Genomic DNA, 24,062 nt, shown 5'->3' with positions numbered 1-24,062 from the left:
CCGCGGTCAGCCCAGCTTCTTCTTCTGCACCTTGCCCATGGCGTTGCGCGGCAGCGCGTCGACCACGCGGATCTCGCGCGGTCGTTTGTGCACCGAAAGTTCTTCGGCCACATGGTCGATCAACTCACGCTCGGTCGCGGCGACGCGCAGCACGACGAAGGCGGTGATGCGCTGGCCGAGATCGTCGTCGGGCAGGCCGACCACCGCGGCTTCCGCGACCGCGGGGTGACCGAGCAGCACCGTCTCGACCTCGCCCGCGCCGACCCGGTAACCACCGGACTTGATCAGATCCACCGATTCCCGGCCGACGATGCGATGAAAGCCTTCCGGGTCGATGGCGGCGACGTCGCCGGTCCGGAACCACCCGTCCTCGGTCCAGGTCCGCGCGGTCGCCTCCGGGCGATTCAGGTAACCGTCGAAGAGCATCGGTCCGGACACTTCCAAGCCCCCGATGCTCTCGCCGTCGTGCGGCACCGGAGCACCGGACTCGTCCCGGATCCGGGTGCGCACACCACGCACCGGCAATCCGACCCAGCCCGGTCTGCGCTCACCATCGGCCCGGGTGGACAGCGTGATCATGGTTTCGCTCATGCCGTAGCGCTCGACCGGCGCGTGTCCGGTCAACTCGCGCAATCGCTCGAACACCGGAACCGGCAGCGGCGCGCTACCGGAAACCAGCAGCCGCGCGTCGGCCAATTGCTTCGCCGCGTCGGGGTCGTCGACCACCCGCGACCACACGGTGGGCACGCCGAAGTACAGCGAACCCTTGGCCGCCGCGTACGCCTGTGGCGTCGGCTTACCGGTGTGGATCAGCGGACTGCCCACCCGCAGCGGACCGAGCAGGCCGAGGATCAGCCCGTGCACATGGAAAAATGGAAGCCCGTGCACCAGCGTGTCCCTCGCGGTCCAAGCCCATGCCTCGGCCAGGGCGTCCAGACCCGCGGCGATCGCGCCGCGACTGAGTAGCACGCCTTTGGGCAGGCCGGTGGTTCCCGAGGTGTACAGCACGAAAGCCGTGGTGGCCGGGTCGGGTTCGGGGTAGGTGTGCCATGACCTGGCGTGCCGCCGCACCGGCACCACGGGTAGGTCGGCGCCCTCCGGCGCTTTCCCCAGCCACGCCTGAGCGCTCGAATCGGCCAGGATGTGCGCCCGTTCCGCGGTTCCGGAGTCCGGGGGCACCGGAACCACCGTGACGCCCGCGATCAGGCAGCCGACCACCGCGAGCACGGTTTCCACGGTCGGCTCGGCGAACACCGCCACTCGTTCCGCGCGCGCGACGCGTTCGGCCACCGAAGTGGCGGCGCCCAGCAGATCGCTGCGGGAGAGGGTGGCGCCGTCGATGGTGACGGCGTCGGGGATGTCCGCTCCGCCTGCGACGGCGAGCGGGTTCAGGGAGCTGAGCAGCAGCGGCGGACCGAACGGCATTCGCTCACGCTACTTCGCCGGATCAGCGGCGGTGTCGCGGCATCCCGCGCCAGCCGGCGTCGAATGTGACGGTTGACACTCCCGCTGACGTGGTGAGAACGTTGGTGCATAGCTTTCTCAGCACTGCGAGGTCGACGATGACGAGGCCACTTTCCGCGACGCATCGTCCCGAATCGCCGGACTCCTTCGACATCGGGCGACACCTCGACGGCGTGGCCGGCCTGTTCGGCGGCGTCGCGAACGTCATCATGCAACTGAGCGCCCCTCCGGTCGGTTACGGCGTGCTGGAGAGCACCGTCGACAGCGGAAACGTCATGTTGCATCCGGTCAAACGGCTGCGCACCACGTTGACCTACCTTTCCGTAGCGATGCTCGGCACCGACGAGGAACGCGCCGCCTACCGAGAAGCGATCAACGTCTCGCATCGCCCGGTCCACTCCACCGACTCGAGCCCGGTGCACTACAACGCCTTCGATCCCACCTTGCAACTCTGGGTCGCGGCCTGCCTGCATTGGGGAGCGCGGGATCTGTACGAGCGCATGCACGGCCCGATGGACGAAGCGACGGCCGACGCGTTCTACCGTCTCGGCGCCAGGCTCGGCACCACCCTCCAGATGCCCGCAGCGATGTGGCCTCCAGACCGCCGCGCCTTCGCCGAGTACTGGAGCGCGAATCTCGCGGCGACCAGCATCGATCCGACGGTCCGTGCCTACTTCGACGACCTCATCGACCTACGCATGCTGCCGCGACCCGCGCAGCTGGCTTTCGGGCGCCTGCACCGCTTCTTCGTGACCGGATTGCTGCCCCGGCACCTGCGCGAAGAGATGGGGATGACCTGGACCGACCGCGACGAACGCGTACTCGGCCACCTTCTGCGCGCCGTCGGGGCCGCCGAGTCCCGGCTACCGCGAACGATCCGCGCATTCCCGCTGAACGCTTATCTCCTGGATATGCGCATCCGGCGTCGACTCGGCCTTCGTCTCGTCTGAGCCAACCCTCGTTTCATTCCAGTTACTGGTGGGCAATCGCATCTCGTATTGCTGATCGTGCCTGCACAGCGCCGTCCGACGCGACGTGACGCCACCAGCCAGGAGGAGACGATGGGCTACCGAACGACGTTGACCGCGCTGATCGCCTGCGGGTTCCTGGCGCTGGCCGCGCCGGTCGCCCTTGCCGAGGAATCCGCCGAAACCGAAGTGGCCGCGGTGCCGCCGCGCACGGCGATCTCCGTACGCACCTCGGTCGGCATCGGCTGGGGAACACCGAACGAACACGAGTCACGCTCGAGTCTGTCGCTGTCGAAGCTCTTCCTTGCCGACTACGCCCTGCGCCACGGCGACGGCTCGGCCGAGGACCGCATGCTGGGCGAGCAAATGATCCGCTACTCAGACGATGGAGCCGCGACCGTGATGGAGGCCAAGTATCCACAGGCCATCGCGGCCATCGCCGCCGAATACGGCCTCGCCCAGACGGTGCCAGGACCCAGTTGGGGCGCGGGGGCGACCAGCACGGCGAACGTGTCCGACTTCCTCGCCACCAAATTGCGCACCGATCCCGGATCACCGATCTTCGGATGGATGGCCGCAGCGGGATCGACGGCCCGAGACGGCACCGAGCAGAACTGGGGCACGGCACGATGGCCCTTCGTCCAGGGCAGCAAATGGGGCTGGTCGGATTTCGGCGAGCCGGAGGTCGCCTCGACGTCCTACGGCCCCGGTTTCGCGGTGACCGCGCACACCCACGGCACCGCGGCCGAGCAGACCGCGGATGTCATGGCCGCGCTCGGGGCGATGCTCTTCGGCCTTCCGCAGCACCGCTGAAGTCAGCGCACCCGGAAGGACACCACGACGTGGTCGCGGGCGAACTGCCGGATCGATGCGTCGTCGCCGAGCGGGATCACGGTCTGCGGGGTCAGCGCCAGTGAGAGCGCGGTGCGAGCGATCATCTCGGCCAGCGGCTCCGGATCGTATTCCGGCAACTTGCCTTCCCGCTGCAACCGTGTGATGAACTCGGCCAGGTAATCCCGGCCGAGTTCGATGACCGGCGCGCCCTGGGTGGTGAGGTACGGCAGCACGAGTTCGGGCTCGGTGGCCAGCAGCCGGTGGATCAGCTGGTTTCCTCGTAGGCCGTTGATGAACGCGGCGAACAGTTCGACGATCTGGTCCTCGGCGCTCGCGTCGCGATCGACCTGACGCTGGAGCGCGGCGTCGACCTCCTCGATGAAGTCGCGCGTCTGCCGCAGTCCGACGGCCCGGATCAGATCGGATTTGCTCGCGAAGCGGCGGTAGAGCGTGGCCAGCGACAATCCGCCGCGACGCGCCACTTCCACCATGCTGGTGCGCTTGATACCGAAGTCGAGGAACGCCAGCAGCGCCGCGTCCAGTACCCGCGCCTGGTTGCGATCCTCCGGGGCGGCGCTGCGCACCAGCGGCAGCAGCCTGGTCAGCCTGGCCATACCTCAACCCTATCCGCGACAGCGACACGATGACACTTTCAGCATTGCACACCATCACCGCCGCCTACCCGCGGCGATTGACAGCTCACCGAGTCGATGAGAAAGTTAGGGCATTATCTTCTCATCGACCGATTCTCTGGGATCGGGCGGACACGAAAGACGAGGTCGACGATGACCGCGCCGCTGCGCACCGCCGAGCACGAACCGGATCCGAGCCAGACCCTCACCCCCGAGACGGTCGCGCAGTACGTCGACGGCGTCGCCGCGTTCCTCGGCGGCGCGGCGAACGTCATCATGCAATTGAGCCTGCGCCCGGTCGGCCGCGGCGTGCTGGAGAGCACCGTCGACAGCGGCAAGGTCACACTGCACCCGATCAAGCGGCTGCGCACCACCCTCACCTATATCGCCGTGGCGCTGCTCGGCTCGGATGACGAACGCGACGCCTACCGGGAGGCCGTCAACGTATCGCACCGGTCGGTGCGCTCCACCGCCGCGAGCCCGGTCAAGTACAACGCCTTCGACCCGAATCTCCAGCTGTGGGTCGCCGCGTGCCTGTACTGGGGCATCGATGACCTCTACACGCGGATGCACGGCCCGATGGACGACGCGACCGCCGACGCCTTCTACACCTACGCCGCCCGCCTGGGCACCACCCTGCAGATGCGGCCGGAGATGTGGCCGGCGAATCGCACGGAGTTCCAGCGGTACTGGGACGAGAACCTGAAGCAGCGCGGCATCGAGCCGGAGCTTCGGGACTACTTCAACGGTCTGATCGACCTGAAGATGATGCCGCGACCGGTGCAGGTGGTCTTCGCCGGATTGCAGCGCTTTATCGTCACCGGCTTGCTTCCGCAGCACCTGCGCGACGAGATGGGCATGACCTGGACCGACCGCGACCAGCGGCGGTTGGACCGGCTGCTGCGGATCCTCGGAGCCGTGCACGGTCGGCTGCCCGCGGCGGCACGCATGTTCCCGCTCAACGCCTATCTGTTCGACCTGCGCAGGCGCCTGCGGCAGGGAAAGCCGCTGGTCTGATCACCTCTCCATGTGCGGGTAGCGGAAGTCGACGGGCGGCACGAAGGTCTCCTTGATCGTCCGCGGCGCGACCCAGCGCAGCAGGTTCAACGGCGAGCCCGCCTTGTCGTCGGTGCCGGAGGCGCGTGCGCCGCCGAACGGCTGCTGCCCCACCACCGCACCCGTGGGCTTGTCGTTGACGTAGAAGTTGCCCGCCGCGAAACGCAGTGCGGCGTCGGCCTCTTCGATCGCGTACCGGTCCTGCGCGAACACCGCTCCGGTCAGCGCGTAAGGCGCAGCCGACTCGACTTCGGCGAGTATCGCACTGTAGGAGCCGGGTTCGGCGTCGTCGTAGACGTACACCGAAAGGATCGGGCCGAAGTACTCGGTGGCGAACGATTCGTCGTGCGGATTGTCGGTCAGGAATACGGTCGGCCGGACGAACCAGCCTTCGCTGTCGTCGTAGGTTCCGCCGACCGGGATGGTGACGCCCGCGTCCGCGGCGCGCCGGATGGCCGCCGCATTCTTGTCGTACGCGCGCCGATCGATCAGCGCTCCACCGAAATTCGACAGATCCGCGACGTCGCCGTAGCTCAGCCGGTCGGCGTCGTGCAGGAACTCGTCGCCCATCGCGCGCCAGACCGACCGCGCGATGTAGGCACGTGAGGCCGCCGAGCACTTCTGACCCTGATACTCGTAGGCGCCGCGAATCAGGGCGGTGCGCAGCGCGCCGGGGTCGGCCGAGGAGTGCGCGACGATGAAGTCCTTGCCGCCGGTCTCCCCCACCAGGCGCGGATAGCCCTGATACCGACCGATATTCGCGCCCACTTGCTGCCAGAGGTACTGGAACGTCTTGGTGGAACCGGTGAAATGGATACCGGCCAGCCGCGGATCGGCCAAGGCCACCTCCGACAGTTGCACCCCGTCGCCGGTGACCATGTTGATCACGCCGGGCGGCAAGCCCGCCGCCTCCAGCAGCCGCATCGTGTGGAACGCCGACAACGTCTGCGTCGGCGACGGCTTCCACACCACCGTGTTGCCCATCAGCGCGGGCGCGGTCGGCAGATTCCCGGCGATGGCGGTGAAGTTGAACGGTGTGATGGCGTAGACGAACCCTTCCAGCGGCCGATAGTCCATCCGGTTCCACACCCCGGCGCTGGAGCCGGGCTGTTGCTCCAGGATCTCCCGCGCGAACGCGACGTTGAACCGCCAGAAGTCGACCAGCTCGCACGGCGCATCGATCTCGGCTTGCTGGGCCGACTTCGACTGCCCGAGCATGGTGGCCGCGGCGATCGTCTCCCGCCACGGCCCGGCCAGCAGGTCCGCGGCGCGCAGCAGCACCGCGGCGCGCTCCTCGAACGGCAGCGCCCGCCACCCCGGGGCGGCGGCCGTCGCGGCGTCGATGGCTCCGTGCGCTTCCGAATGGGTGGTGTCGGTGTAGGTCCCCAGCACGTGCCGATGCCGATGCGGTGTGACGATGTCGTGCCGTTCGCCGAGGCCGGGTCGATGCTTGCCGCCGATGACCAGCGGCACGTCGACGGGTTCCGCGGACAGCTCGGCCAGCTTGCCGAGGAGTAACTCCCGTTCGGGGCTTCCGGGCGCGTAGGAGTGCACCGGCTCGTTGCCGGGCGTGGGGACAACCGTGACAGCGTCCATACCTCAGGCTAGCTCGCCGGGCAGGGCGGGCGCGGACGCCGACACGCCTCGCTGTGCCCGTTGCGCGACCGCGGCCTCGAGCGATGGCCGCGCCCGCGCACAGCGGCGACGAAGGTGTCAGCCCGCGGCGAGCCGTTCGGCCGCCGCCCCGATCCGCTCGTCGGTCGCGGTCAGCGCGATCCGCACGTGCTCGCTCGCGCCGGGGCCGTAGAAGTCGCCGGGCGCGGCGAGGATGCCGCGATCGGCCAGCCATTCCAACGTGGTCCGGCACGGCTCACCACGCGTCGACCACAGATACAGGCCCGCCTCGGAGTGATCGATCCGGAAACCCGCGGCCTGCAAAGCCTTTCGCAACACGTCGCGTCGGGCGCGGTACCGCTCGCGCTGACGCGCCTCGTGCGCGTCGTCGCTGAGCGCGGCGGTCATCGCGGCCTGGATCGGGAACGGCACCATCATGCCCGCGTGCTTGCGCACTTCGAGCAGTTCCGCGACCAGCTCCGGGTCGCCCGTCACGAATCCGGCGCGATAGCTGGCCAGGTTGGAGGTCTTGGACAACGAATGCACGGCCAGCAGGTTGGTGTGGTCGCCGTCGCATACTTCGGGGTCGAGCAAGGAGACGCCGCGACCCTCCCAGGTCAGTCCCAGGTAGCACTCGTCGGAGGCGACGATCACGCCGCGCTCTCGCGCGAAGGCGACCACCTTGCGCAGATGTTCGACGCCGAGTATCCGGCCGGTCGGGTTGGACGGCGAGTTCACGTAGATCAGCGCGGGCGTCTGCGGACCGAGCCGGGTCAGTCCGTCCGCGCGCAGCACCTGCGCGCCCGCCAGCAGCGCGCCGACCTCGTAGGTGGGGTAGGCGACCTCGGGGATGACGACCAGGTCGCCCGAGCCGAGCCCGAGCAGCCGGGGCAGCCCCGCGATCAGCTCTTTGGTGCCGATCGCGGGCAGCACCGCCGCTGGCTCGAGTCCGGTGATCCCGTAGCGCCGCTTCAGCGCGTCGACCGCGGCCGCGCGGAGCTCGGGGGTGCCATGCGTGGTCGGGTAACCGGGGACCGCCGCGACGGAGTTCAGCGCCGTCCGGATCAGCGGGTCGACCGGGTCGACCGGAGTGCCGACGGACAGGTCGACGATCCCGCCGGGGTGGGCGGCCGCCTTCACCTTCACCGAAGCGATGGTGTCCCAGGGGAAATCGGGCAGCAGACTGCTGACCCGGCCACGCGGTGACACGTCAGGTCTCACTCACTCGCCATCGGGGGCAGTTCCTTGATGAACGGCGGGTCGTAGTCGACCTTGCCGACCTTGGTCGCGCCGCCGGGCGAGCCCAGCTCGTCGAAGAAATCGACGTTGGCGTTGACGTATCCGCTCCACTGGTCCGGGGTGTCGTCTTCGTAGAAGATCGCCTCCACCGGGCACACCGGCTCACATGCACCACAGTCCACGCATTCGTCGGGATGGATGTACAGCATGCGACCACCCTCGTAGATGCAGTCCACGGGGCATTCCTCGATGCATGCCTTGTCCTTCACGTCAACGCACGGTTCAGCGATGATGTACGGCACTGCCGCTCTCCTAGTCTGTCCTCGCCTGCGGGATAGTCCGCCCGGCGAAACCCTATCCCGGCAACCACACGTTACTACTGGTCAGCCTGCCCTAACTTCGGGGATCGCGCACGCCGACGCGAGGCCCGATTCGACTCCGCCACCCGAGGTACGCGCTGGGGGCCGCGTTGTGGGAGGTAGCGCCGGAGCGTGCCACGGCGGGTCCGGTATTGCGCCGGTCCCGGCTGCCCGCGGCCGACCGGAAATCCGATCGCACCGCGGGCTGGAACCTATCGCCGTCGCCGCGCCGCCCGGCGCAGCTCCCTCGTCAGTCGACCAATACCGCCTGAAGCCCCGGAGCGGCCGACAACCGCTTGTGCTTCGGGACGCCGTAGGTCGTCGTCCGTTCCCGGGCCGGTCGTCCGATGCCGGAGGCGATCTCCACCAACTCGGCGACCGTCTTGGCCGAGCCGTGCTGCGAGCCCGCCATCCGGGAGATGGTCTCCTCCATCAACGTGCCGCCCAGATCGTTGGCGCCACTGTTGAGCATCACCCGCGTTCCGGTGGTGCCCAGCTTGACCCAGCTGGTCTGGATGTTGTGGATCCGGCCGTGCAGCATGATCCTGGCCAGCGCGTGCGCGGCGCGGTTGTCCCGGTTGGTCGGCCCGGGCCGCGCGGCGCCCGCCAAGTACAGCGGCGCGCTCTGGTGCACGAACGGCAGCAGCACGAACTCGGTGAAACCGCCGGTCTCGTCCTGGATTCCACGCAGCACCCGCAGATGCCCGACCCAGTGCTTCGGGTTGTCCACGTGGCCGTACATCATGGTCGAACTGGACCGGATGCCCACCTGGTGCGCCGTGGTGATCACCTCGATCCACGCCGAGGTGGGCAGTTTGCCCTTGGTGAGCACCCAGCGCACCTCGTCGTCCAGGATCTCCGCGGCGGTGCCTGGGATGGTGTCCAGACCCGCCTCCTTCAGGGCGACCAGCCACTCCCGGACGCTCTGGCCGCCGCGCGAGGCGCCGTTCACGATCTCCATCGGGCTGAAGGCGTGCACATGCATCGACGGCACCCGCTGCTTGACCGCCCGCACCAGATCCGCGTACCCGGTGACCGGCAGGTCGGGGTCGATGCCGCCCTGCATGCACACCTCGGTGGCGCCGTCGACATGCGCCTCCCAGGCCCGGTCGGCCACCTCGTGCGTGCTCAGGGTGAACGCGTCCGCGTCGCCCTTACGCTGGGCGAACGCGCAGAACCGGCACCCGGTGTAGCAGATGTTGGTGAAGTTGATGTTCCGGTTCACCACGTAGGTGACGTCGTCGCCGACGGTGTCGCGGCGCAGTTGATCGGCCAGCGCGGCGACCGCGTCCAGCTCCGCGCCGTCCGCCGTGGCCAGCGCCAGATACTCGGCGTCGCCGAGCCCGGCCGGATCGCGTTCGGCGGCGCGCAGCGCGGCGAGCACGTCGGAGTCCAGCCGCTGCGGAACGGCGACGGCGAGATCGCGGGCCTGTTCACGAATGGTGTCCCAGTCGCCGAAGGCGCCCACGATGTCCTGCCCGAGGGCAGCGTCGCTGCGGGCCTCGGTGTTGCGGCCCTCGGTGTCGATGGCGGTGTTGAGGTCGACGCGTCCGGCCGACTCCCAGGACTCGTCCGGCTCCTGCCAGGGCAGGCCGACCGGGATCGCGTCCGGATTCGCCAGCCCCGTCACCGGGTCGGTGAGCGCGGCGACGTGCGCGCCGATCCGCGGATCGACCCACGGATTACCCGCTCGCACGTACTTCGGGTGCGCGGAAGTCCGCTCGACCAGCTGATAGCCCGCCGCCTCGGTGATCTCCCGCAACGTGTCCAGGTTCGGCCACGGCCGCTCCGGGTTCACGTGGTCGGGCGTCACCGGCGAGACGCCGCCCCAGTCGTCGATGCCCGCGTCGATCAGCGCGCGGCACTCGGCGTGCGAGACCAGGTTCGGCGGCGCCTGCACCGGCACGTCCGGCCCGAGCAGCACGCGGGTGACCGCGATGGTGGCGAGGAATTCGTCCAGGCCCGCGTCCGGCACGTCCCGCATGGCGGTGTCGTCCTTGGCGCGGAAGTTCTGCACGATGACTTCCTGGATGTGCCCGAAAGCCTTGTGCTGCTTGCGAATCGCCATGATCGACTCGGCCCGCTCCGCCATCGTCTCACCGATGCCGACCAGGATCCCGGTGGTATAGGGCACCGAGAGCCGTCCCGCGTCGGTGATCGCCCGCAGCCGCACGGCCGGGTCCTTGTCGGGGCTGCCGTAATGGCAGTTGCCCTTCTCGGTGAACAACCGGGCCGAGGTGGTCTCCAGCATCATGCCCATGGACTGCGCCACCGGCTTGAGCCGCGCGATCTCCTCCCACGACATCACGCCCGGGTTCAGGTGCGGCAGCAGGCCGGTCTCCTCCAGCACCATGATCGACACGGCGCGCAGGTAGTCCAGCGTGGAGTCGTAGCCGCGCTCGTCGAGCCACTGCGCGGCCTCCGGCCAGCGATCCTCGGGCCGGTCACCCAGCGTGAACAGCGCCTCTTTGCAGCCGAGGGCAGCGCCCCTGCGTGCGATGTCGAGCACCTCGTCGGGTTCGAGGAACATGCCCTTGCCCTCGGCGCGCAACTTGCCGGGCACCGTGACGAAGGTGCAGTAGTGGCACTTGTCCCGGCACAGCCTGGTCAACGGGATGAAGACGTTGCGGGAATAGCTGATCGTCTTCGGACGCCCCGCGGACGCCAGCCCGGCGTCGCGCACCCGCGCGGCGCTGCGACAGAGGTCGGCCAGGTCGTCGCCGGTCGCGTGCAGCAGCACCGCGGCCTCGTCCACGTTCAACGTGACACCGTCGCGGGCCCTGCGCAGCGCCCGGCGCATGGCCGATGGACTGGGCGGCGCGGATGGGACGCTCGGGTTCGGTAGGTCGGTCACGCCCTCGATCATGCGCTACACATCCGGAACTGTCTCCCTCCAGTGCTGGTTGCGACGAAGCGGACGAGTCACGGCTCCGCTCGCCACGGAGCCCACACGGGGACGTGGAGCACCGTTGAGCGTTGACAACTGTGCGGTACCCGAGGCTATTCCGGGGCACCCGCGCCGCGCGGCCCGCGTTCGGTCGTCGAGCGTGGCCTCGGTGAGCGCCGCCGATTCGACCGTTCCGGCACACCAGACCCGCGCAGGTGAGGCCGGGGGCCAACTCCTCGGCGACCGCCCGATGCGCCCGAAACGGTTGTCACACAACGAGGCTCATTCCCGGTAGAAAGCCCTCTGCGACCCTCGCGCTCACCCGTCCGCCGGGTCCGCGCCGTCGCGGTAGGCCGCTCACCATCGACCGCGACGGCGACCGCGTGATCGTGCAACGATTGGCGGCATGTCGCAGCCGCGCACGATCATGGCCGATCCGGCCTGGCGCCCCAGTCCGAAGGCGAAGCTCCTGTGGACTGTGCAGGCCGTCCTGACGTGGGTGATCCCGTTCGCGGCCCTGCTGGTGTGGGCGGTGGTCGACTCCGCGCATCGCGGGTGGCAGCTGGGATTCTTCCTGGTCGCGCTCGTGCCCGCCGCGCTGAACATCGGTGTCGCGCCGTGGTGGCGGTACGCGGTGCACCGCTGGGAGGTCACCGACGATGCGGTCTACACCCGGGTCGGCTGGCTCACCCAGGAGAGCCGGGTCGCGCCGATCTCCCGCGTGCAGACCGTCGACACCGAACGCGGTCCGCTCGAACGCCTGCTCGGATTGGCGACCGTCACCGTGACCACCGCGTCCTCCGCGGGCGCGGTGCAGATCGGCGCGCTCGACCTTCCGGTCGCCGAGGAAACCGTGGCCCGGCTCACCCGGATCGCCGCCCAGCACCGCGGAGACGCGACATGAGCCCCGAGACGACCGGCGCCGAGCAGGACGGGCCGCCCTGGCAGCGGCTGGACAAGCGGATGCTGCTGGTCCATCCGATCACCGAAGTGGTGAAGTTCATCCCGGTGCTGATCGGTTCGGTGATCCTCGGGACCAGCAGCGGCAACCACGTGTGGAGCGTCATCCCGCTCGCGTTGATCGTCGGGTTCGCGCTGACCCGCTGGTTCACCACGACGTATCGGGTCGGGCCCACACACGTGGAATTGCGCACCGGGCTGCTGGAACGCAAGAAACTGTCGGTGCCGCGGTCGCGGATCCGATCGGTGGACATCGAAGCGGACCTGCTGCATCGGGCTCTCGGCCTGGCGGTGCTGGCGATCGGGACCGGCCAGCATGCCGAATCGGGCGAGAAGTTCAAGCTCGACGCCCTGGATGCCCGCGTCGTCCCGCCGTTGCGCGCCGCGCTGCTCGCCCATACCGCGGCCAGGGTGGGTCCGGACGAAGAACGAAAAGAGCCGCAGCAGAACAGCTCCGGTGGTTTCACGGCCCCGCGTACCCGGGCGGGAGAGATCGGGCACTGGAGTCCGGCGTGGGTGCGCTACGCCCCGTTGTCGCTGACCGGGTTCGCGATCATCGCGCCGATCGTCGGCTTCGCGCTGCAATACGGGCTCGGTGAGATCGTTTTCCGGTCCGACGCGGTGCACGACGTGGAAGACGGCGGCGTGCTCGTCCTCGCGCTCGCCGCGGCCGCGCTGCTGGGCGTCATCGTCGTCGTGGTCAGCGCTGCCGCGTGCGCGCACTATCTGACCACGTATTTCGGGTTGCGCGTCCGCGACGACGGCAAGACCTTGCAGCTGCGCCACGGCCTGTTCACCACCCGCCAGATCACCCTCGATCGAGCCCGGCTGCGCGGAGCGACGGTCTCCGAACCGCTGCTGCTGCGCCTTGCGGGCGGCGCCGAACTCGAGGCGATCATGACCGGGCAGAACCCGCGGCAGCGAATCCTTCCGCAGGCCCCGCGTAGCGCCGTGGAGCACACCCTCGGCCATCTGCTCGCCCCAGAGGAAGTGCGAGACAACGAGTTTCCTGTCCAGCCGGAGGCGAGGCCCACCGGTTCGGGCGCGGCGGACGCGCACACCGTCCCGGCGCCGGGCAGCGCCCCGCTGATCGCGCACGGTCCGGCCGCACGGCGACGCAGGCATACCCGCGCGCTCGCGCCGGTCGTGCTCATCGCCGCCGCGCTGGTCGTCATCTTCCTTGCTGGACAGCACTATTCGCCGTGGTGGTGGCTACTGCCGGGCCTCACGCTCGCCCTCGCGCTCGCCCTCGCCGAGGACCGCTATCGCGGCCTCGGACACGCGGTACTGCCCCGCACAACCACCAGCCCAACCTGGCTGATCACCCGGTCCGGATCACTCGACCGCGACCGCGACTGCCTCGAGGCCCCAGGCATCATCGGCTGGACAGTGCGTCGAACCTTCTTCCAACGGCGTGCCGGGGTCGCTACGGTCGTCGCGGCCACCGCGGCGGGCAAGAAGCACTACTCCGTGGTCGACCTCCCCGCCGACCGAGCATGGGAACTCATCCAAGCCGTCACACCAGGGCTGCCCGGCACCCGCTGAACCCGCCCCCAGTGTCGCTGATCGGTTGCCGAGCGGCGGCGGAGTTCAATGGACGCTGTGGTGACCAAGACCGAGCCGCACCATACGGAGCCGCGGATCGCCGACCGCCGGGTTCGGCAGATGCAGCGAGCGGACAAGTTCCGTTTGACCGCGGTGGGCGGGCTCGCCGCGCTCTCCCTGGACGCGTTGTCCAGCGTGGCCTACGGACCAGAGGCGATCGTGCTGGTGCTGGTCGCGGCGGGCGCGGCGGCCGTCTCCTGGACGCTGCCGGTTGCCTGCGCGATCGCCGCGCTGTTGCTGGTACTGGTGCTCTCCTACCGGCAAGTGATCGCCGTGCACCCGGACGGCGGCGGCGCGTACGCGGTCGCCAAGAAGCAGCTCGGCAGGCCCGCCGCGCTGCTCGCGGCCGCCAGCCTGGTCGTGGACTACGTGCTGACCGTCGCGGTGAGCCTCGCCGCCGGCGCGGCCAGCCTGGCCAGCGCCTTTCCCGCCCTGGCCCACGAACTGCTACCGATGACGCTGATCGGCCTCGCGGCGCTGACCGTGATCAACCTGATCGGAGTGGCGGAATCCGCGCGGGTGCTGATGGGGCCGACGATCCTGTTCGTCGTCCTGATCGGCGGTGTGATCGTTGTCGGGCTGCTTCGGCCGGAGCCGGTCGCGATGATCGGCGGCGACCCGGGTCCGATCGAGCCGGTCGAGGCGCTCGGAATCGTCCTGCTGCTCAAGGCCTTCGCGGCGGGATGCTCGTCGCTGACCGGTGTGGAAGCGATCGCCAACGCCGTGCCCGCTTTCCGCACCCCCGCGGTGCGCCGCGCGCAGCACACCGAGGTGGCGCTGGGCATCCTGCTCGGCGCGATGCTGCTCGGCCTGGCCGTGCTGATCCGCGAGCACCACGTCACGCCGCGCCCGGATGTGACCATCTTGGCCCAGCTGGCGGCGGCCGCGTTCGGCACCGGCTGGCTGTTCTACCTCACCAATCTCGCGGTCACCGCGGTGCTGCTGCTCGCGGCGAACACCAGTTTCGGCGGGCTCCCGGTGCTGCTGGCGCTGCTGGCCAAGGACCACAGGGCGCCGTCGCTGTTCGCGCTGCGGTCGGAGCGTCCGGTCTTCCGGTACGGGGTCACGGCACTCGCCTTGCTGGCCGGGCTGGTGCTGCTGGCGGTCGACGCCGAAACCCACCGGCTGCTGCCGGTTTTCGCGATCGGCGTCTTCATCGGGTTCACCATCAGCCAGACCGGTCTGGTGCTGCACTGGTGGCGAGTGCGCGACCGCGGGTGGTTGCCGCGCGCACTGCTGAACGGATTCGGCGCGACGCTCACCGCCGTCGCGGGCGTCGTCTTGCTCGCGGAGAAGTTCACCGAGGGCGCGTGGCTGCTGCTGCTCATCATTCCCGCGCTGGTTGGCCTCTTCTTCCGGATCGAGAACTACTACGCCGGCGTCGCGCGTCAGCTGCGACTGCGTGAAATCCCGCCGCCGCCGAGACCCGCGCCGGAGGCCAAGGAGTTGGTGGTCGTCCCGGTGGTCACCATGAGCGAGGTGACCTATCGCGCCTTGGAAGCCGCGCTGCGCATGCGGGGCGAGATCGTCGCGGTGGCCGCGGACATCGATCCGGCCACGACCAAACGGCTCAGCGCCCAATGGAAGGAGTGGGATCCCGGTGTGCCGCTCGCGGTGCTCCCCTGCCCGCATCGCAGCCTGGTGTCGACGCTCGTCGGCTACGTCCGCAAGCAGACCGCCGCCGGGCTGGGTGTCACCGTGCTGCTGGCGCATGTCGAAGCCCGGCACTGGTGGCAACGCCCGCTGCACAATCCGCGCGGACCGGTGCTCACAGCCGCGCTGCGCGTTCGCACCGAGGCCGTGATCGCGACCCTGGCGGTCCGGCTCGCGTGAGTCAGCGGCGGCCGAAGACGTGTGCGTTCGCCTGGATGTAGAGGTAGGCCAGCGGCGGCAGCAGCCCGGCGAACAGCAACAGCGCCGTCCGCCAATCACTGCCGAGCAGAATGTCACCGCCGGGCCCGGCGCTCGCACAGACCAGGAAGCCGAACGCCCATGCGACCAGCGGAAGGCCCAGCAGCGCGGGACGCCGGGTCACTGTTCGCGCACCCGCGACGAGCAGCACGTTCACCACTCCCGCCACCGCGGCGGAGACCGGGAAAACGACCGAGCCCAGATAGGTCGGCAGGTAGAGCACCTCGAGCGCAAGGGTGAGCAGGGCATCCACGATCAGGATCGCGAGGATCACCGAGCCGAGGAGGCCTACGGGGATACGGGTGGCGCCGGATGCCACGGGAGCGCGATCGCCTGCGTGGTCGTCGATCTTCGTCGTCACGGCACCGGCGGGTAGCCGAGGAGGGTCAACAAGTGGCTCTGCATGTCGGCGAACGCGTACAGCACCGTCATATACAGGTCGTGCTGCTCCTGCCAGTGCGGCCGCATGCTGTCGACGAACGCCGCGATCGCGTTCTGGACCTCCCAGTTGTACATACTGCCGAGTCTATTCCGGCGCGATCGGGCGCACGATCAGTTCTCCCGGTCGGCAGGCAGGGCGGCGACCACCGGAGGTTCGCCGGTCGGGTCGCCACGCTGCGCCGCTATGGCCAGCACTCGTTTACGCGCGGCGAACCAGCCGACGATCAGCGCGGGGACGATCAGGGCGATGGTCGCGACGGTCCAGGTCCCCACCGGATAGTCGAACCCCGTCAGCACGACGACGAAGAACAGGAACACCAGCGTGAGCAAACCGGTGTAGGGCGCGCCGAACATGCGGAAGGCGGGCCGCTGGATGCGTCCCCGGGTGGACCAGCGCCACAACTGCAGCTGGCACAACACGATGGTGGCCCAGGAGGCGACGATGCCGAGCGACGCCATGTTCAGCACGATCTCGAACGCCTGATCCGGGACGATGCCGTTGAGCGCGATGCCGACCAACGCGATCAGGCTGGTGAGCAGGATGCCGCCGTAGGGAACGCCGTTGCTGCCCATCACCCCGGTGAATTTCGGCGCGCTGCCGTTGATCGACATCGACCGCAGGATGCGGCCGGTCGAGTAGAGGCCGGCGTTCAGGCTGGAGAACGCCGCGGTCAGCACCACGAGATTCATCACGCTGCCGATGCCAGGGACGCCGAGCATGGTGAAGAAGGTGACGAACGGACTCTCGTCGGCCGTGTACCGCGTGTACGGCAGCAGCAATCCGAGCAGGACCAGCGAACCGACGTAGAAGACGGCGATCCGGACGATCACCGAATTGATCGCCCGTGGCATGACCTGCTCCGGATGCTCCGTCTCCCCCGCCGCGGTGCCGACCAATTCAACAGCGGCATAAGCGAATACGACACCGGACACCACCACGACCAGCGGCATGACGCCGGTCGGGAACAGGCCGCCGTGATCGGCGATCACGCTGGTCCCGGTCGCGGCGCCCTGCACCGTGAAGCGGCCGAGCAAGAAGATCGTGCCGACGATCAGGAACGCGCTGAGCGCGAATACCTTCACCAGCGCGGCCCAGAACTCCATCTCACCGAACCACTTCACCGAGATCAGGTTGACGCCCAGCACGAGGACCAGCGCGATCAGCGCGAGCAACCATTGCGGAACGGCGGAGAACCCGGACCAATAGTGGAAGTACTGCGCGATCGCGGTGGTGTCGGCGATGCCGGTCATCGACCAGTTCAGGAAGTACATCCAGCCCGCGACGAACGCCGCCTTCTCACCGAAGAACTCGCGCGCGTAGGAGACGAACGACCCGGACGACGGCCGGTGCAGGACCAATTCGCCGAGCGCGCGCAGGATGAGGAACGCGAAGAACCCGCACACGCCGTAGACCAGGAACAACCCGGGTCCGGCACTGGCCAGCCGCCCACCGGCGCCGAGGAACAGGCCGGTGCCGATGGCGCCGCCGATCGCGATCATCTGTAGCTGGCGCGGCTTCAGACTCTTGTGGTATCCGTGGTCCTCGATGCTGAGGTGGGCGTTGTCGCCGCGCGCTGTCATGAACCGACGGATCCTCCGTTTCGATGTGCCGAGATCACGCCGAACCGTACCCGCCGCGCCGATACCGCCAACTGCCAGCCCTGGGGGTACAGGAGCTCGCTGCCCGGACAAGTTCCGAAAACGGCGGGCGAATTATGTGAAATGTCCGGAAATCGCGGGTAGCGGACGCACCGCCGCCGGCGGGATCCGTCACTCCGGGGCGGCGAACAAATCGTGCTCCCGCCCGTCCGGACCGAGCGGACCGCGCCGACCCCGCACCAGGATGAAGTGCTCCTCGGGCAACACCGGCTGAGCGATACCGTTCGACAAGGCGAATTCCCGGCCGGACGGCGCGACCGTGACCTGTGTGGCGTGCGCCCGCAGCGCGGCGCGCTTGGCCGAAAGCACCTCGGAGACGTCGATCGTGGTGGTCACCGCGTCGCTGGGCACGCTCGCCAGTTCGCCCTCGGCGGGCAGTCGCCAACCGGGCGGCAGCGCGCCGGGCAGGCCCGCGGCCGTGCGCCGGGCCAGCGCCGCGGTGTGCAGACGCAGCATGTCGGCGTCGGTGACGGTCCAGTAGTACTTCGGGACATCCCAGCCTTCGCCGGCGGCGGCGTGCACGGCGGCCGTGGTGATCTCGTGCGCCCGGATGTGGTCCGGATGGCCGTAGCCGCCGTTCGGGTCGTAACCGACGACCACGCGCGGCCGCAGACGAAGGACGACGTCCGTGAGAGCCCGCACCGCCTCGTCTCCGGAGCGCACGAAGACGCGCGGCTTGTTCGCGGCGGGTGTGCCCGCCATTCCGGAGTCACGCCAGCGTCCCGCGCCCCCGAGCAAGTGCGGCGGACCCGCGCCCAGCGCGTCCAGCGCGCGGGTCAGCTCCAGAATGCGATAGCCGCCGAGCTGGTCGGCGTGATCCGCCGCGAGCAGCGCCCAGTCGTCGCCGATCACCTCGCCCTCCTCACCGAGGGTGCAGGTGATCACGGTGACCGGCACGCCGCGACGGCGGTAGTGCGCGATCGTGCCGCCGGTGGTGATGGACTCGTCGTCCGGGTGGGCGTGTACCAGAAGCAGCCCACCGGTCTCCGCGGTCACGGGATCCTGCGCCACATGGACGCGTCGCCGAAGATCCCGACCTGGATCGCGCCGCTGAGCGAGGCGCCGTCCAGCCGAGGACCGGACGCGGCGACGGCGTTGTCCTGCACGATCGGCAGCACGGTCGCCATGGCCCACAGTTTGGGTTCGGCCTCGGCGAGCACCCGTCCCACGTCGCCGCCCCGCAGGGCGTCGTCGATCGCGGGTTGCAGGGTCGGATCGCACACGCCGGACAGGTTGCTCGGCGCCCGCTGCGCCGCCTCGGCGATGGCCTGCGCCGGGCCGGTGACTCCTGGCAGCGCGGGCGGCGGGCAGCCATACCTGGAAGCCAGCACGGTCGCCGGATCGGAACCGGCCACCTCCCAGCCGACGATCGCGTCGACCGTGCCCTCGAGCAGTTCCTTGCCGTACAACTCGTCGGCGGCGACACTGCGCACCGTGGCGTCGATGCCCGCGCTGCGCAGCTGGTCGGCGGCGGTATTGGCCACGGCCAAGGCGGTGGCGTCCCGGTCGACCGCGCCGATGCGCACGGCCAGCGGCTTGCCGTCCTTGCCGACGGTGCGCGGCTGCGGGGCGGGCGAGGTCGGGGAGGTCGCCGGCGGCGGCTCCGGCGCCCGGCCGTACCCCGCGGCGGCGAGCAGCGCGAACGCCTCCTCCGCCGATGGACGCGGCGGAGCGGTCGGGGCGTATCCGGGATCGGATGGTGCGAGCACCTGCGCGCGCGCCGGTTCCACCCAGTTGCCGGTCTGCGCGCCGACCGTGGCCAGCAGGGCAGGGTCCAGCAGGGCCAGCACGCCCGAGCGGACCCGGGGATCGCTCAAGTCGCCTTTGCGTCCGTTGAGCGCCATCTGCAGCACTCGCGACTGCGGCATGATCGTGGTGCGCACGGAGGGAATCGCCCCCAGTTGCGCCTGGGTCGCCACGCCCCCGTGGACCAGCGCCATCTGCACGTCGCCGGTGCGCAGCGAGCCCGCCAGCTGCGCGGTGGTGCCGCCGCGGCGGAGCAGGATCTGGCCCGGCATCGCCGGTGTGCCCCAGAAGCGGTCGTTGCGTTCCAGCAGCATCTCGTCACGGCCCGGGTCCGCCGAGCGGATCCCGAACGGCCCCCCGGACACCCGGACACCGCTGACCTGACCGTTCATCCCCCTGGCGAATCCGCCGGGCGCGTCCTTGAGCAGATGAGACGGCAGCAGATCGGTGAACAGCTCCCGCCAGCCGGGGTAGGGCTGCGTCATCACGACGGTGACCGTCTTGCCGCCCGCCGACGAATTGACGTCCGAGATCATCCGGTAGCCGGCCGGGTCGACGACGCCCGGCTCGGAGATCATCTCCTGCCACAGGTAGCGGAAGTCCTCGGCCGCGATCGGCGCGCCATCCGACCAGGACGCTTCGTTGCGCAATTTGTAGGTGATCGTGAACGGTTCCTGCGCGGTGACTTCGGCGGAGACCAGCAGCGACGAATCCGGCACCCAGGCCGTCGTCCCCGGCCGCGCCGGATCGAGCACCGGCCGGAACGGACTCGGCAGGACCAGGGAGGCGATCGCCGAGGTCGCGGCGGATTGGTCCGAGCGCAGATGCGGGTTGAACGCGGTGCCGATGGTGTCCAAAGCGACGACGACGGTCGTCTCCGCGGGCTTGACCGGTGTGGTCTTCGGACTGTCGGTGCTCTCGATGGGCGGCGGCGGATTCGCCGCACAGCTGCTGATCAAGGTCAGCACTGCCACGGCCGGCAACAACGTGCGCCACGCTGCGCGTTTTCCTGCGCCCACTTTCACGCTCGGGAACTCTACCGTACGGTCGAGTCCGTTCCCAGATTCCTGCTGACCAGCGCGGAAACAACGCGGTCGAACGGATATGCGTAGCGGGGAAACACAGCAGCGTCGCAGGGTCGTGACATCACCCATACAAACCGTGTCGAACCTCGGCAAATATTCGGCGTACCGTCGCGGCACAATAGCCCGCCGCACCCGACGCACCGCAATCCGTATGCGCATCGGTGTCGTTTAGGCAACCACACGCGCTACCGACTCGGACATGAAGTGAACATTTGCGCCGACACGCCGAACGGGAGACGAATCTTTTCGTCGAAGCACCATCCGGCCAACACGGCGACAACCCACACAGGCGCTGGCCCGCCCGCGCGTCGAGGCCCCTCGATAGCATGAGAAAGCTCATTGCGTGCACAGCTCTGGATGACCACGGGTGCCGACAATATAAAACAGGCGCACGGCACAGCCAATTATTTTCACCCGCCACCACTACCCCATGACGGGTAGTGGTCGACAATTACCAAATTTTCCCACCAGCCGTCGCCTCGGAAACTTATTCCACGCGAACGAACCGATTTCGGACCCGCATACCAAGGGCCGAGACGATCACAAATCGAAATTACCGACAACGAAACCGATCAGCCCTCGAATATGTGGCACCGGACTTCACCACCGCACGCATCACGGGGCCGTCTCGAATTTCTCCCGATTGCCACCATGCCTGGTGATGCGAGGAATTGCGATCACACCCGAGGAGCCCGAGTCGAACGCGAGGCTGGCGGTACACCCGCACGATGCGAGCGCCCGCGACTGCCCGACCAGCGGTTCTGCCCGGTATTCGGTGCCACCCGCGGTGACACCGAATACCGTGGCACACAAGTTGTTACAGCGCCGCGCGGTCGCGCGCCTTGCGCCGGGACAGTTCCCGTGCGCGCTCGTTCTGCCCGAGGACCACCTTGCGCACCCGGACCACCTCCGGGGTGACCTCAACGCACTCGTCGGCGGCGCAGAACTCCATGGCGCCTTCGAGATCCAGCTGCAACGGCTTGGCCAAGGTCTCGATCACGTCGGCGGTGGAGCTGCGCATGTTGGTCAGCTTCTTCTCGCGCGTGACGTTGATGTCCAGATCCTCCGCGCGCGGATTGACGCCGACGACATGCCCCTCGTAGGTGTCCGCGCCCGGCTCCACGAAGAACTGCCCGCGGTCGGCCAGCTGGATCATCGCGAACGGCGTCACCGAGCCCGACCGGTCGGAGACCAGCGAGCCGGTGTGCCTGGCCCGGATCTCGCCCGCCCACGGCGCGTAGCCGTGCGACACGGCGTTGGCGATGCCGGTGCCGCGGGTCTCGGTGAGGAAGTCGGTGCGGAAACCGATCAGGCCACGGGAGGGAACGATGAACTCCATCCGCACCCAGCCCGCGGCGTGGTTGCTCATCTGCACCATCTTGCCCTTGCGGGCGGCCAGCAACTGGGTGATCGCGCCGAGGTACTCCTCGGGGCAGTCGATGGTCAGCTCCTCGTACGGCTCGTGCACCTTGCCGTCGACCTGCTTGGTGACCACCTGCGGCTTGCCGACGGTCAGCTCGAAGCCCTCCCGGCGCATGGTCTCGACCAGGATGGCCAGCGCCAGCTCACCGCGGCCCTGCACCTCCCAGGCGTCCGGGCGCCCGATGTCGAGCACGCGCAGCGACACGTTGCCGACCAGCTCCTGGTCCAGGCGCGCCTTCACCATGCGGGCGGTCAACTTGTGCCCTTGCACCCGGCCGACCAGCGGCGAGGTGTTGGTGCCGATGGTGACCGAGATGGCGGGCTCGTCGACGGTGATGCGCGGCAGCGCGACCGGATCATCGATGTCGGCGAGGGTGTCGCCGATCATGATGTCCGGAATGCCCGCGATGGCGACGATGTCGCCCGCCACCGCCAGCTCGCCCGGCTTGCGCTCCACGCCGACGGTCTGCAGCAGTTCGGTGATCTTCACCTGCTTGACGCCGTCGGCGTGCATCCACGCGACGTTCTGCCCCTTGCGCAGTTCGCCGTTGTGGATGCGGACCAGCGCGAGACGACCCAGGAACGCCGAGGCGTCCAGGTTGGTGACGTGCGCCTGCAGCGGCGCGGACGCATCACCCTTCGGCGCGGGGATGTATTCCAGCAGCACGTCGAACAGCGCGTCCAGATTCTCCGCGGCCGGGGCGTTGCCGTTCTCCGGACGCTCCTTGGACGCCTTGCCCTCACGACCGGAGGCGTACAGCACCGGAAGGTCGAGCGCGAGCTCGGCGGCCTCGGCGGCGGCGTCGTCGAGATCGGAGGCCAGGTCCAGCAGTAGGTCGTGGCTCTCCTCGACGACCTCTTCGATGCGGGCGTCGGGGCGGTCGGTCTTGTTCACGACCAGGATCACCGGCAGCGACGCGGCCAGCGCCTTGCGCAGCACGAACCGGGTCTGCGGCAGCGGCCCCTCGGACGCGTCCACCAGCAGCACCACGCCGTCCACCATGGACAGGCCGCGCTCGACCTCGCCACCGAAGTCGGCGTGGCCGGGGGTGTCGATGACGTTGATCACGGTGACCGAGCCGTCCGGGTGATGCCGGTGCACCGCCGTGTTCTTGGCGAGAATGGTGATGCCCTTCTCGCGTTCCAGGTCGCCGGAGTCCATCACCCGATCGACGGGCTCGGCCCGCTCGGCGAAGGCGCCCGACTGGCGCAGCATGGCGTCGACCAGGGTCGTCTTGCCGTGGTCGACGTGAGCCACGATGGCGACGTTGCGAAAATCGCGTGCAGACGACACGCCTGAATCCTCCTGCTGTTCGGTGTTGGAGCCGACGGTGCTCGGTGTCCGGCGTGCACGGACTCTCCGTGATTACGCAGGCTGCCGCCTCCGGGGCCTGACGCACACGCCGGTCTCCCTGCGAACAGGTGGAGAATCGAAACTCACCAGGCATCGCGGCGAGCTATACCCTACCGGCAGTCGGTTCGAGGCACCGTTTCAGCCTTTGTACTAAGGGTATGCTAACCGCCGTGGGCAAGGTCAAAGCCAAGAAGGTTTCGAGCCTGAAACCGAAGAAGAAGTGCTGTCGGAAGAAGACGCGCTGCGTGAAGTGCCCCGTGGTCATCATGCGGATGAAGAAGTGCGAAGCGCCCGGTGTCACCGGTAAGGATCTGAAGAAGGCACTCAAGCAGGCGCGCGCTGCCTGACCCCCGCCGCCACCCTTTCCGGGGCGGCCCGAGGCGAGTAGTAAGGAGTGTTATGGCGCAGCAGGCACTGCTCTCCGAACCCGAAATCGTAGACGCTCTCACCGAATTGCCGGAGTGGTCCAGGTCAGGGGACAACCTGACGCGCACCGTCGAGGCGGCCACCTTCCCCGCGGGCATCGAACTGGTGCGCCGCGTCGCCGAAGTCGCGGAGGAGGCGAATCATCACCCCGACATCGATATCCGCTGGCGCAAGGTCACATTCAGCTTGTCGACACACTCGGCGGGCGGGCTCACCGCGCTGGATGTAGCACTGGCACATGAAATAGACCGGCTCTGTTGATTTTGCAGCGCCTTCGGCGCTGCGTGTTCGCGGCCCTCTTATGGCTCGCGTCCGAGCGACCGCCGCTGGCGACTGCGTCGCGGAGGCGGCGGCCGCTCGGGGCCGGGGCCGGGCGCGGACGGCGCCTGAGCGGGGAGGG

At 68.9% G+C, this 24,062-nt stretch carries 20 protein-coding genes; 8 read left to right on the top strand and 12 right to left on the bottom strand.

Annotated features, from left to right (window positions below; genetic code table 11):
- Positions 1–6 precede the first annotated feature (6 nt).
- Positions 7–1,425, bottom strand: a complete 1,419-nt coding sequence (locus tag ABZW96_RS33680) for an acyl-CoA synthetase (protein ID WP_355080386.1) — start codon at positions 1,423–1,425, stop codon at positions 7–9.
- A 137-nt stretch (positions 1,426–1,562) separates the two neighbouring features.
- On the opposite strand from ABZW96_RS33680, the gene ABZW96_RS33675 reads away from it, so the two are divergent.
- On the top strand, positions 1,563–2,414 hold the full coding sequence (locus tag ABZW96_RS33675; protein ID WP_355080385.1) for an oxygenase MpaB family protein: 852 nt from the start codon (positions 1,563–1,565) through the stop codon (positions 2,412–2,414).
- A gap of 111 nt (positions 2,415–2,525) precedes the next feature.
- Positions 2,526–3,245, top strand: a complete 720-nt coding sequence (locus ABZW96_RS33670) for a hypothetical protein (protein ID WP_355080383.1) — start codon at positions 2,526–2,528, stop codon at positions 3,243–3,245.
- A 2-nt stretch (positions 3,246–3,247) separates the two neighbouring features.
- Here ABZW96_RS33670 and ABZW96_RS33665 read toward each other — a convergent pair whose 3' ends face one another.
- Entirely contained in the window at positions 3,248–3,880 is a 633-nt protein-coding gene (locus tag ABZW96_RS33665; protein WP_355080381.1) for a TetR/AcrR family transcriptional regulator, read from the bottom strand.
- A 171-nt stretch (positions 3,881–4,051) separates the two neighbouring features.
- On the opposite strand from ABZW96_RS33665, the gene ABZW96_RS33660 reads away from it, so the two are divergent.
- The gene (locus tag ABZW96_RS33660; RefSeq protein WP_355080379.1) at positions 4,052–4,915 is read left to right on the top strand and encodes an oxygenase MpaB family protein; all 864 of its coding nucleotides are present in this window, start codon (positions 4,052–4,054) and stop codon (positions 4,913–4,915) included.
- Here the strand turns inward: ABZW96_RS33660 and pruA are convergent, their stop codons facing one another.
- The 4 genes from pruA to ABZW96_RS33640 form a co-directional block, all read right to left on the bottom strand.
- The gene (pruA, locus tag ABZW96_RS33655; RefSeq protein WP_355080377.1) at positions 4,916–6,550 is read right to left on the bottom strand and encodes an L-glutamate gamma-semialdehyde dehydrogenase; all 1,635 of its coding nucleotides are present in this window, start codon (positions 6,548–6,550) and stop codon (positions 4,916–4,918) included.
- A gap of 117 nt (positions 6,551–6,667) precedes the next feature.
- Positions 6,668–7,789, bottom strand: a complete 1,122-nt coding sequence (dapC, locus tag ABZW96_RS33650) for a succinyldiaminopimelate transaminase (RefSeq protein WP_355080375.1) — start codon at positions 7,787–7,789, stop codon at positions 6,668–6,670.
- Positions 7,786–8,109, bottom strand: coding sequence for a ferredoxin (fdxA, locus tag ABZW96_RS33645; RefSeq protein ID WP_014987978.1), 324 nt, complete (start codon positions 8,107–8,109; stop codon positions 7,786–7,788). Before fdxA ends, dapC begins: the two co-directional genes overlap by 4 nt.
- A 307-nt stretch (positions 8,110–8,416) precedes the next feature.
- Positions 8,417–11,032 (bottom strand): bifunctional FO biosynthesis protein CofGH, encoded by a 2,616-nt coding sequence (locus ABZW96_RS33640; protein ID WP_355080373.1) that lies wholly within the window; start codon positions 11,030–11,032, stop codon positions 8,417–8,419.
- 427 nt (positions 11,033–11,459) lie between these two features.
- Between ABZW96_RS33640 and ABZW96_RS33635 the strand changes: the two genes are divergently transcribed.
- The 3 genes from ABZW96_RS33635 to ABZW96_RS33625 are packed head-to-tail and all read left to right on the top strand — an operon-like array spanning position 11,460 to position 15,451.
- Entirely contained in the window at positions 11,460–11,957 is a 498-nt protein-coding gene (locus ABZW96_RS33635) for a PH domain-containing protein (protein WP_355080371.1), read from the top strand.
- The gene (locus ABZW96_RS33630) at positions 11,954–13,558 is read left to right on the top strand and encodes a PH domain-containing protein (RefSeq protein ID WP_355080369.1); all 1,605 of its coding nucleotides are present in this window, start codon (positions 11,954–11,956) and stop codon (positions 13,556–13,558) included. Before ABZW96_RS33635 ends, ABZW96_RS33630 begins: the two co-directional genes overlap by 4 nt.
- Positions 13,559–13,606: 48 nt before the next feature.
- Entirely contained in the window at positions 13,607–15,451 is a 1,845-nt protein-coding gene (locus ABZW96_RS33625; RefSeq protein ID WP_355080367.1) for an amino acid permease, read from the top strand.
- Between the two features lies 1 nt (position 15,452).
- Here ABZW96_RS33625 and ABZW96_RS33620 read toward each other — a convergent pair whose 3' ends face one another.
- The 6 genes from ABZW96_RS33620 to typA all read right to left on the bottom strand — a co-directional run bounded on the left by ABZW96_RS33620 (position 15,453) and on the right by typA (position 23,176).
- Positions 15,453–15,890 (bottom strand): hypothetical protein, encoded by a 438-nt coding sequence (locus tag ABZW96_RS33620; protein ID WP_355080365.1) that lies wholly within the window; start codon positions 15,888–15,890, stop codon positions 15,453–15,455.
- Positions 15,887–16,045, bottom strand: coding sequence for a hypothetical protein (locus ABZW96_RS33615; protein WP_169332723.1), 159 nt, complete (start codon positions 16,043–16,045; stop codon positions 15,887–15,889). The genes ABZW96_RS33620 and ABZW96_RS33615 overlap by 4 nt, the downstream gene beginning before the upstream one ends.
- A 36-nt stretch (positions 16,046–16,081) precedes the next feature.
- Entirely contained in the window at positions 16,082–17,551 is a 1,470-nt protein-coding gene (locus ABZW96_RS33610; RefSeq protein ID WP_355080363.1) for an amino acid permease, read from the bottom strand.
- A 189-nt stretch (positions 17,552–17,740) separates the two neighbouring features.
- Positions 17,741–18,625: an N-acetyl-1-D-myo-inositol-2-amino-2-deoxy-alpha-D-glucopyranoside deacetylase gene (mshB, locus tag ABZW96_RS33605; RefSeq protein ID WP_355080361.1), complete on the bottom strand. Its 885-nt coding sequence runs from the start codon at positions 18,623–18,625 to the stop codon at positions 17,741–17,743.
- Positions 18,622–20,349 carry an ABC transporter family substrate-binding protein gene (locus ABZW96_RS33600; RefSeq protein WP_355080359.1) on the bottom strand — a complete coding sequence of 576 codons (1,728 nt, stop codon included), beginning with the start codon at positions 20,347–20,349 and terminating at the stop codon, positions 18,622–18,624. Before ABZW96_RS33600 ends, mshB begins: the two co-directional genes overlap by 4 nt.
- A gap of 928 nt (positions 20,350–21,277) precedes the next feature.
- Complete coding sequence (gene typA, locus ABZW96_RS33595) at positions 21,278–23,176, bottom strand: translational GTPase TypA (RefSeq protein ID WP_355080358.1); 1,899 nt, start codon at positions 23,174–23,176, stop codon at positions 21,278–21,280.
- Positions 23,177–23,406: 230 nt separating this feature from the next.
- On the opposite strand from typA, the gene ABZW96_RS33590 reads away from it, so the two are divergent.
- Both ABZW96_RS33590 and ABZW96_RS33585 read left to right on the top strand, forming a co-directional pair.
- Positions 23,407–23,583 (top strand): hypothetical protein, encoded by a 177-nt coding sequence (locus ABZW96_RS33590; protein WP_355080356.1) that lies wholly within the window; start codon positions 23,407–23,409, stop codon positions 23,581–23,583.
- A 52-nt stretch (positions 23,584–23,635) separates the two neighbouring features.
- Positions 23,636–23,923 (top strand): 4a-hydroxytetrahydrobiopterin dehydratase, encoded by a 288-nt coding sequence (locus ABZW96_RS33585; RefSeq protein WP_355080355.1) that lies wholly within the window; start codon positions 23,636–23,638, stop codon positions 23,921–23,923.
- The last annotated feature ends 139 nt before the right edge of the window (positions 23,924–24,062 follow it).

Origin of the sequence: Nocardia sp. NPDC004168 (assembly GCF_040610355.1) — a bacterium.
Classification (GTDB): Bacteria; Actinomycetota; Actinomycetes; order Mycobacteriales; family Mycobacteriaceae; genus Nocardia; species Nocardia sichangensis.
The sequence above is the reverse complement of the archived record's forward strand: the minus strand, read 5'-3'. Positions and strand labels throughout refer to the sequence as shown.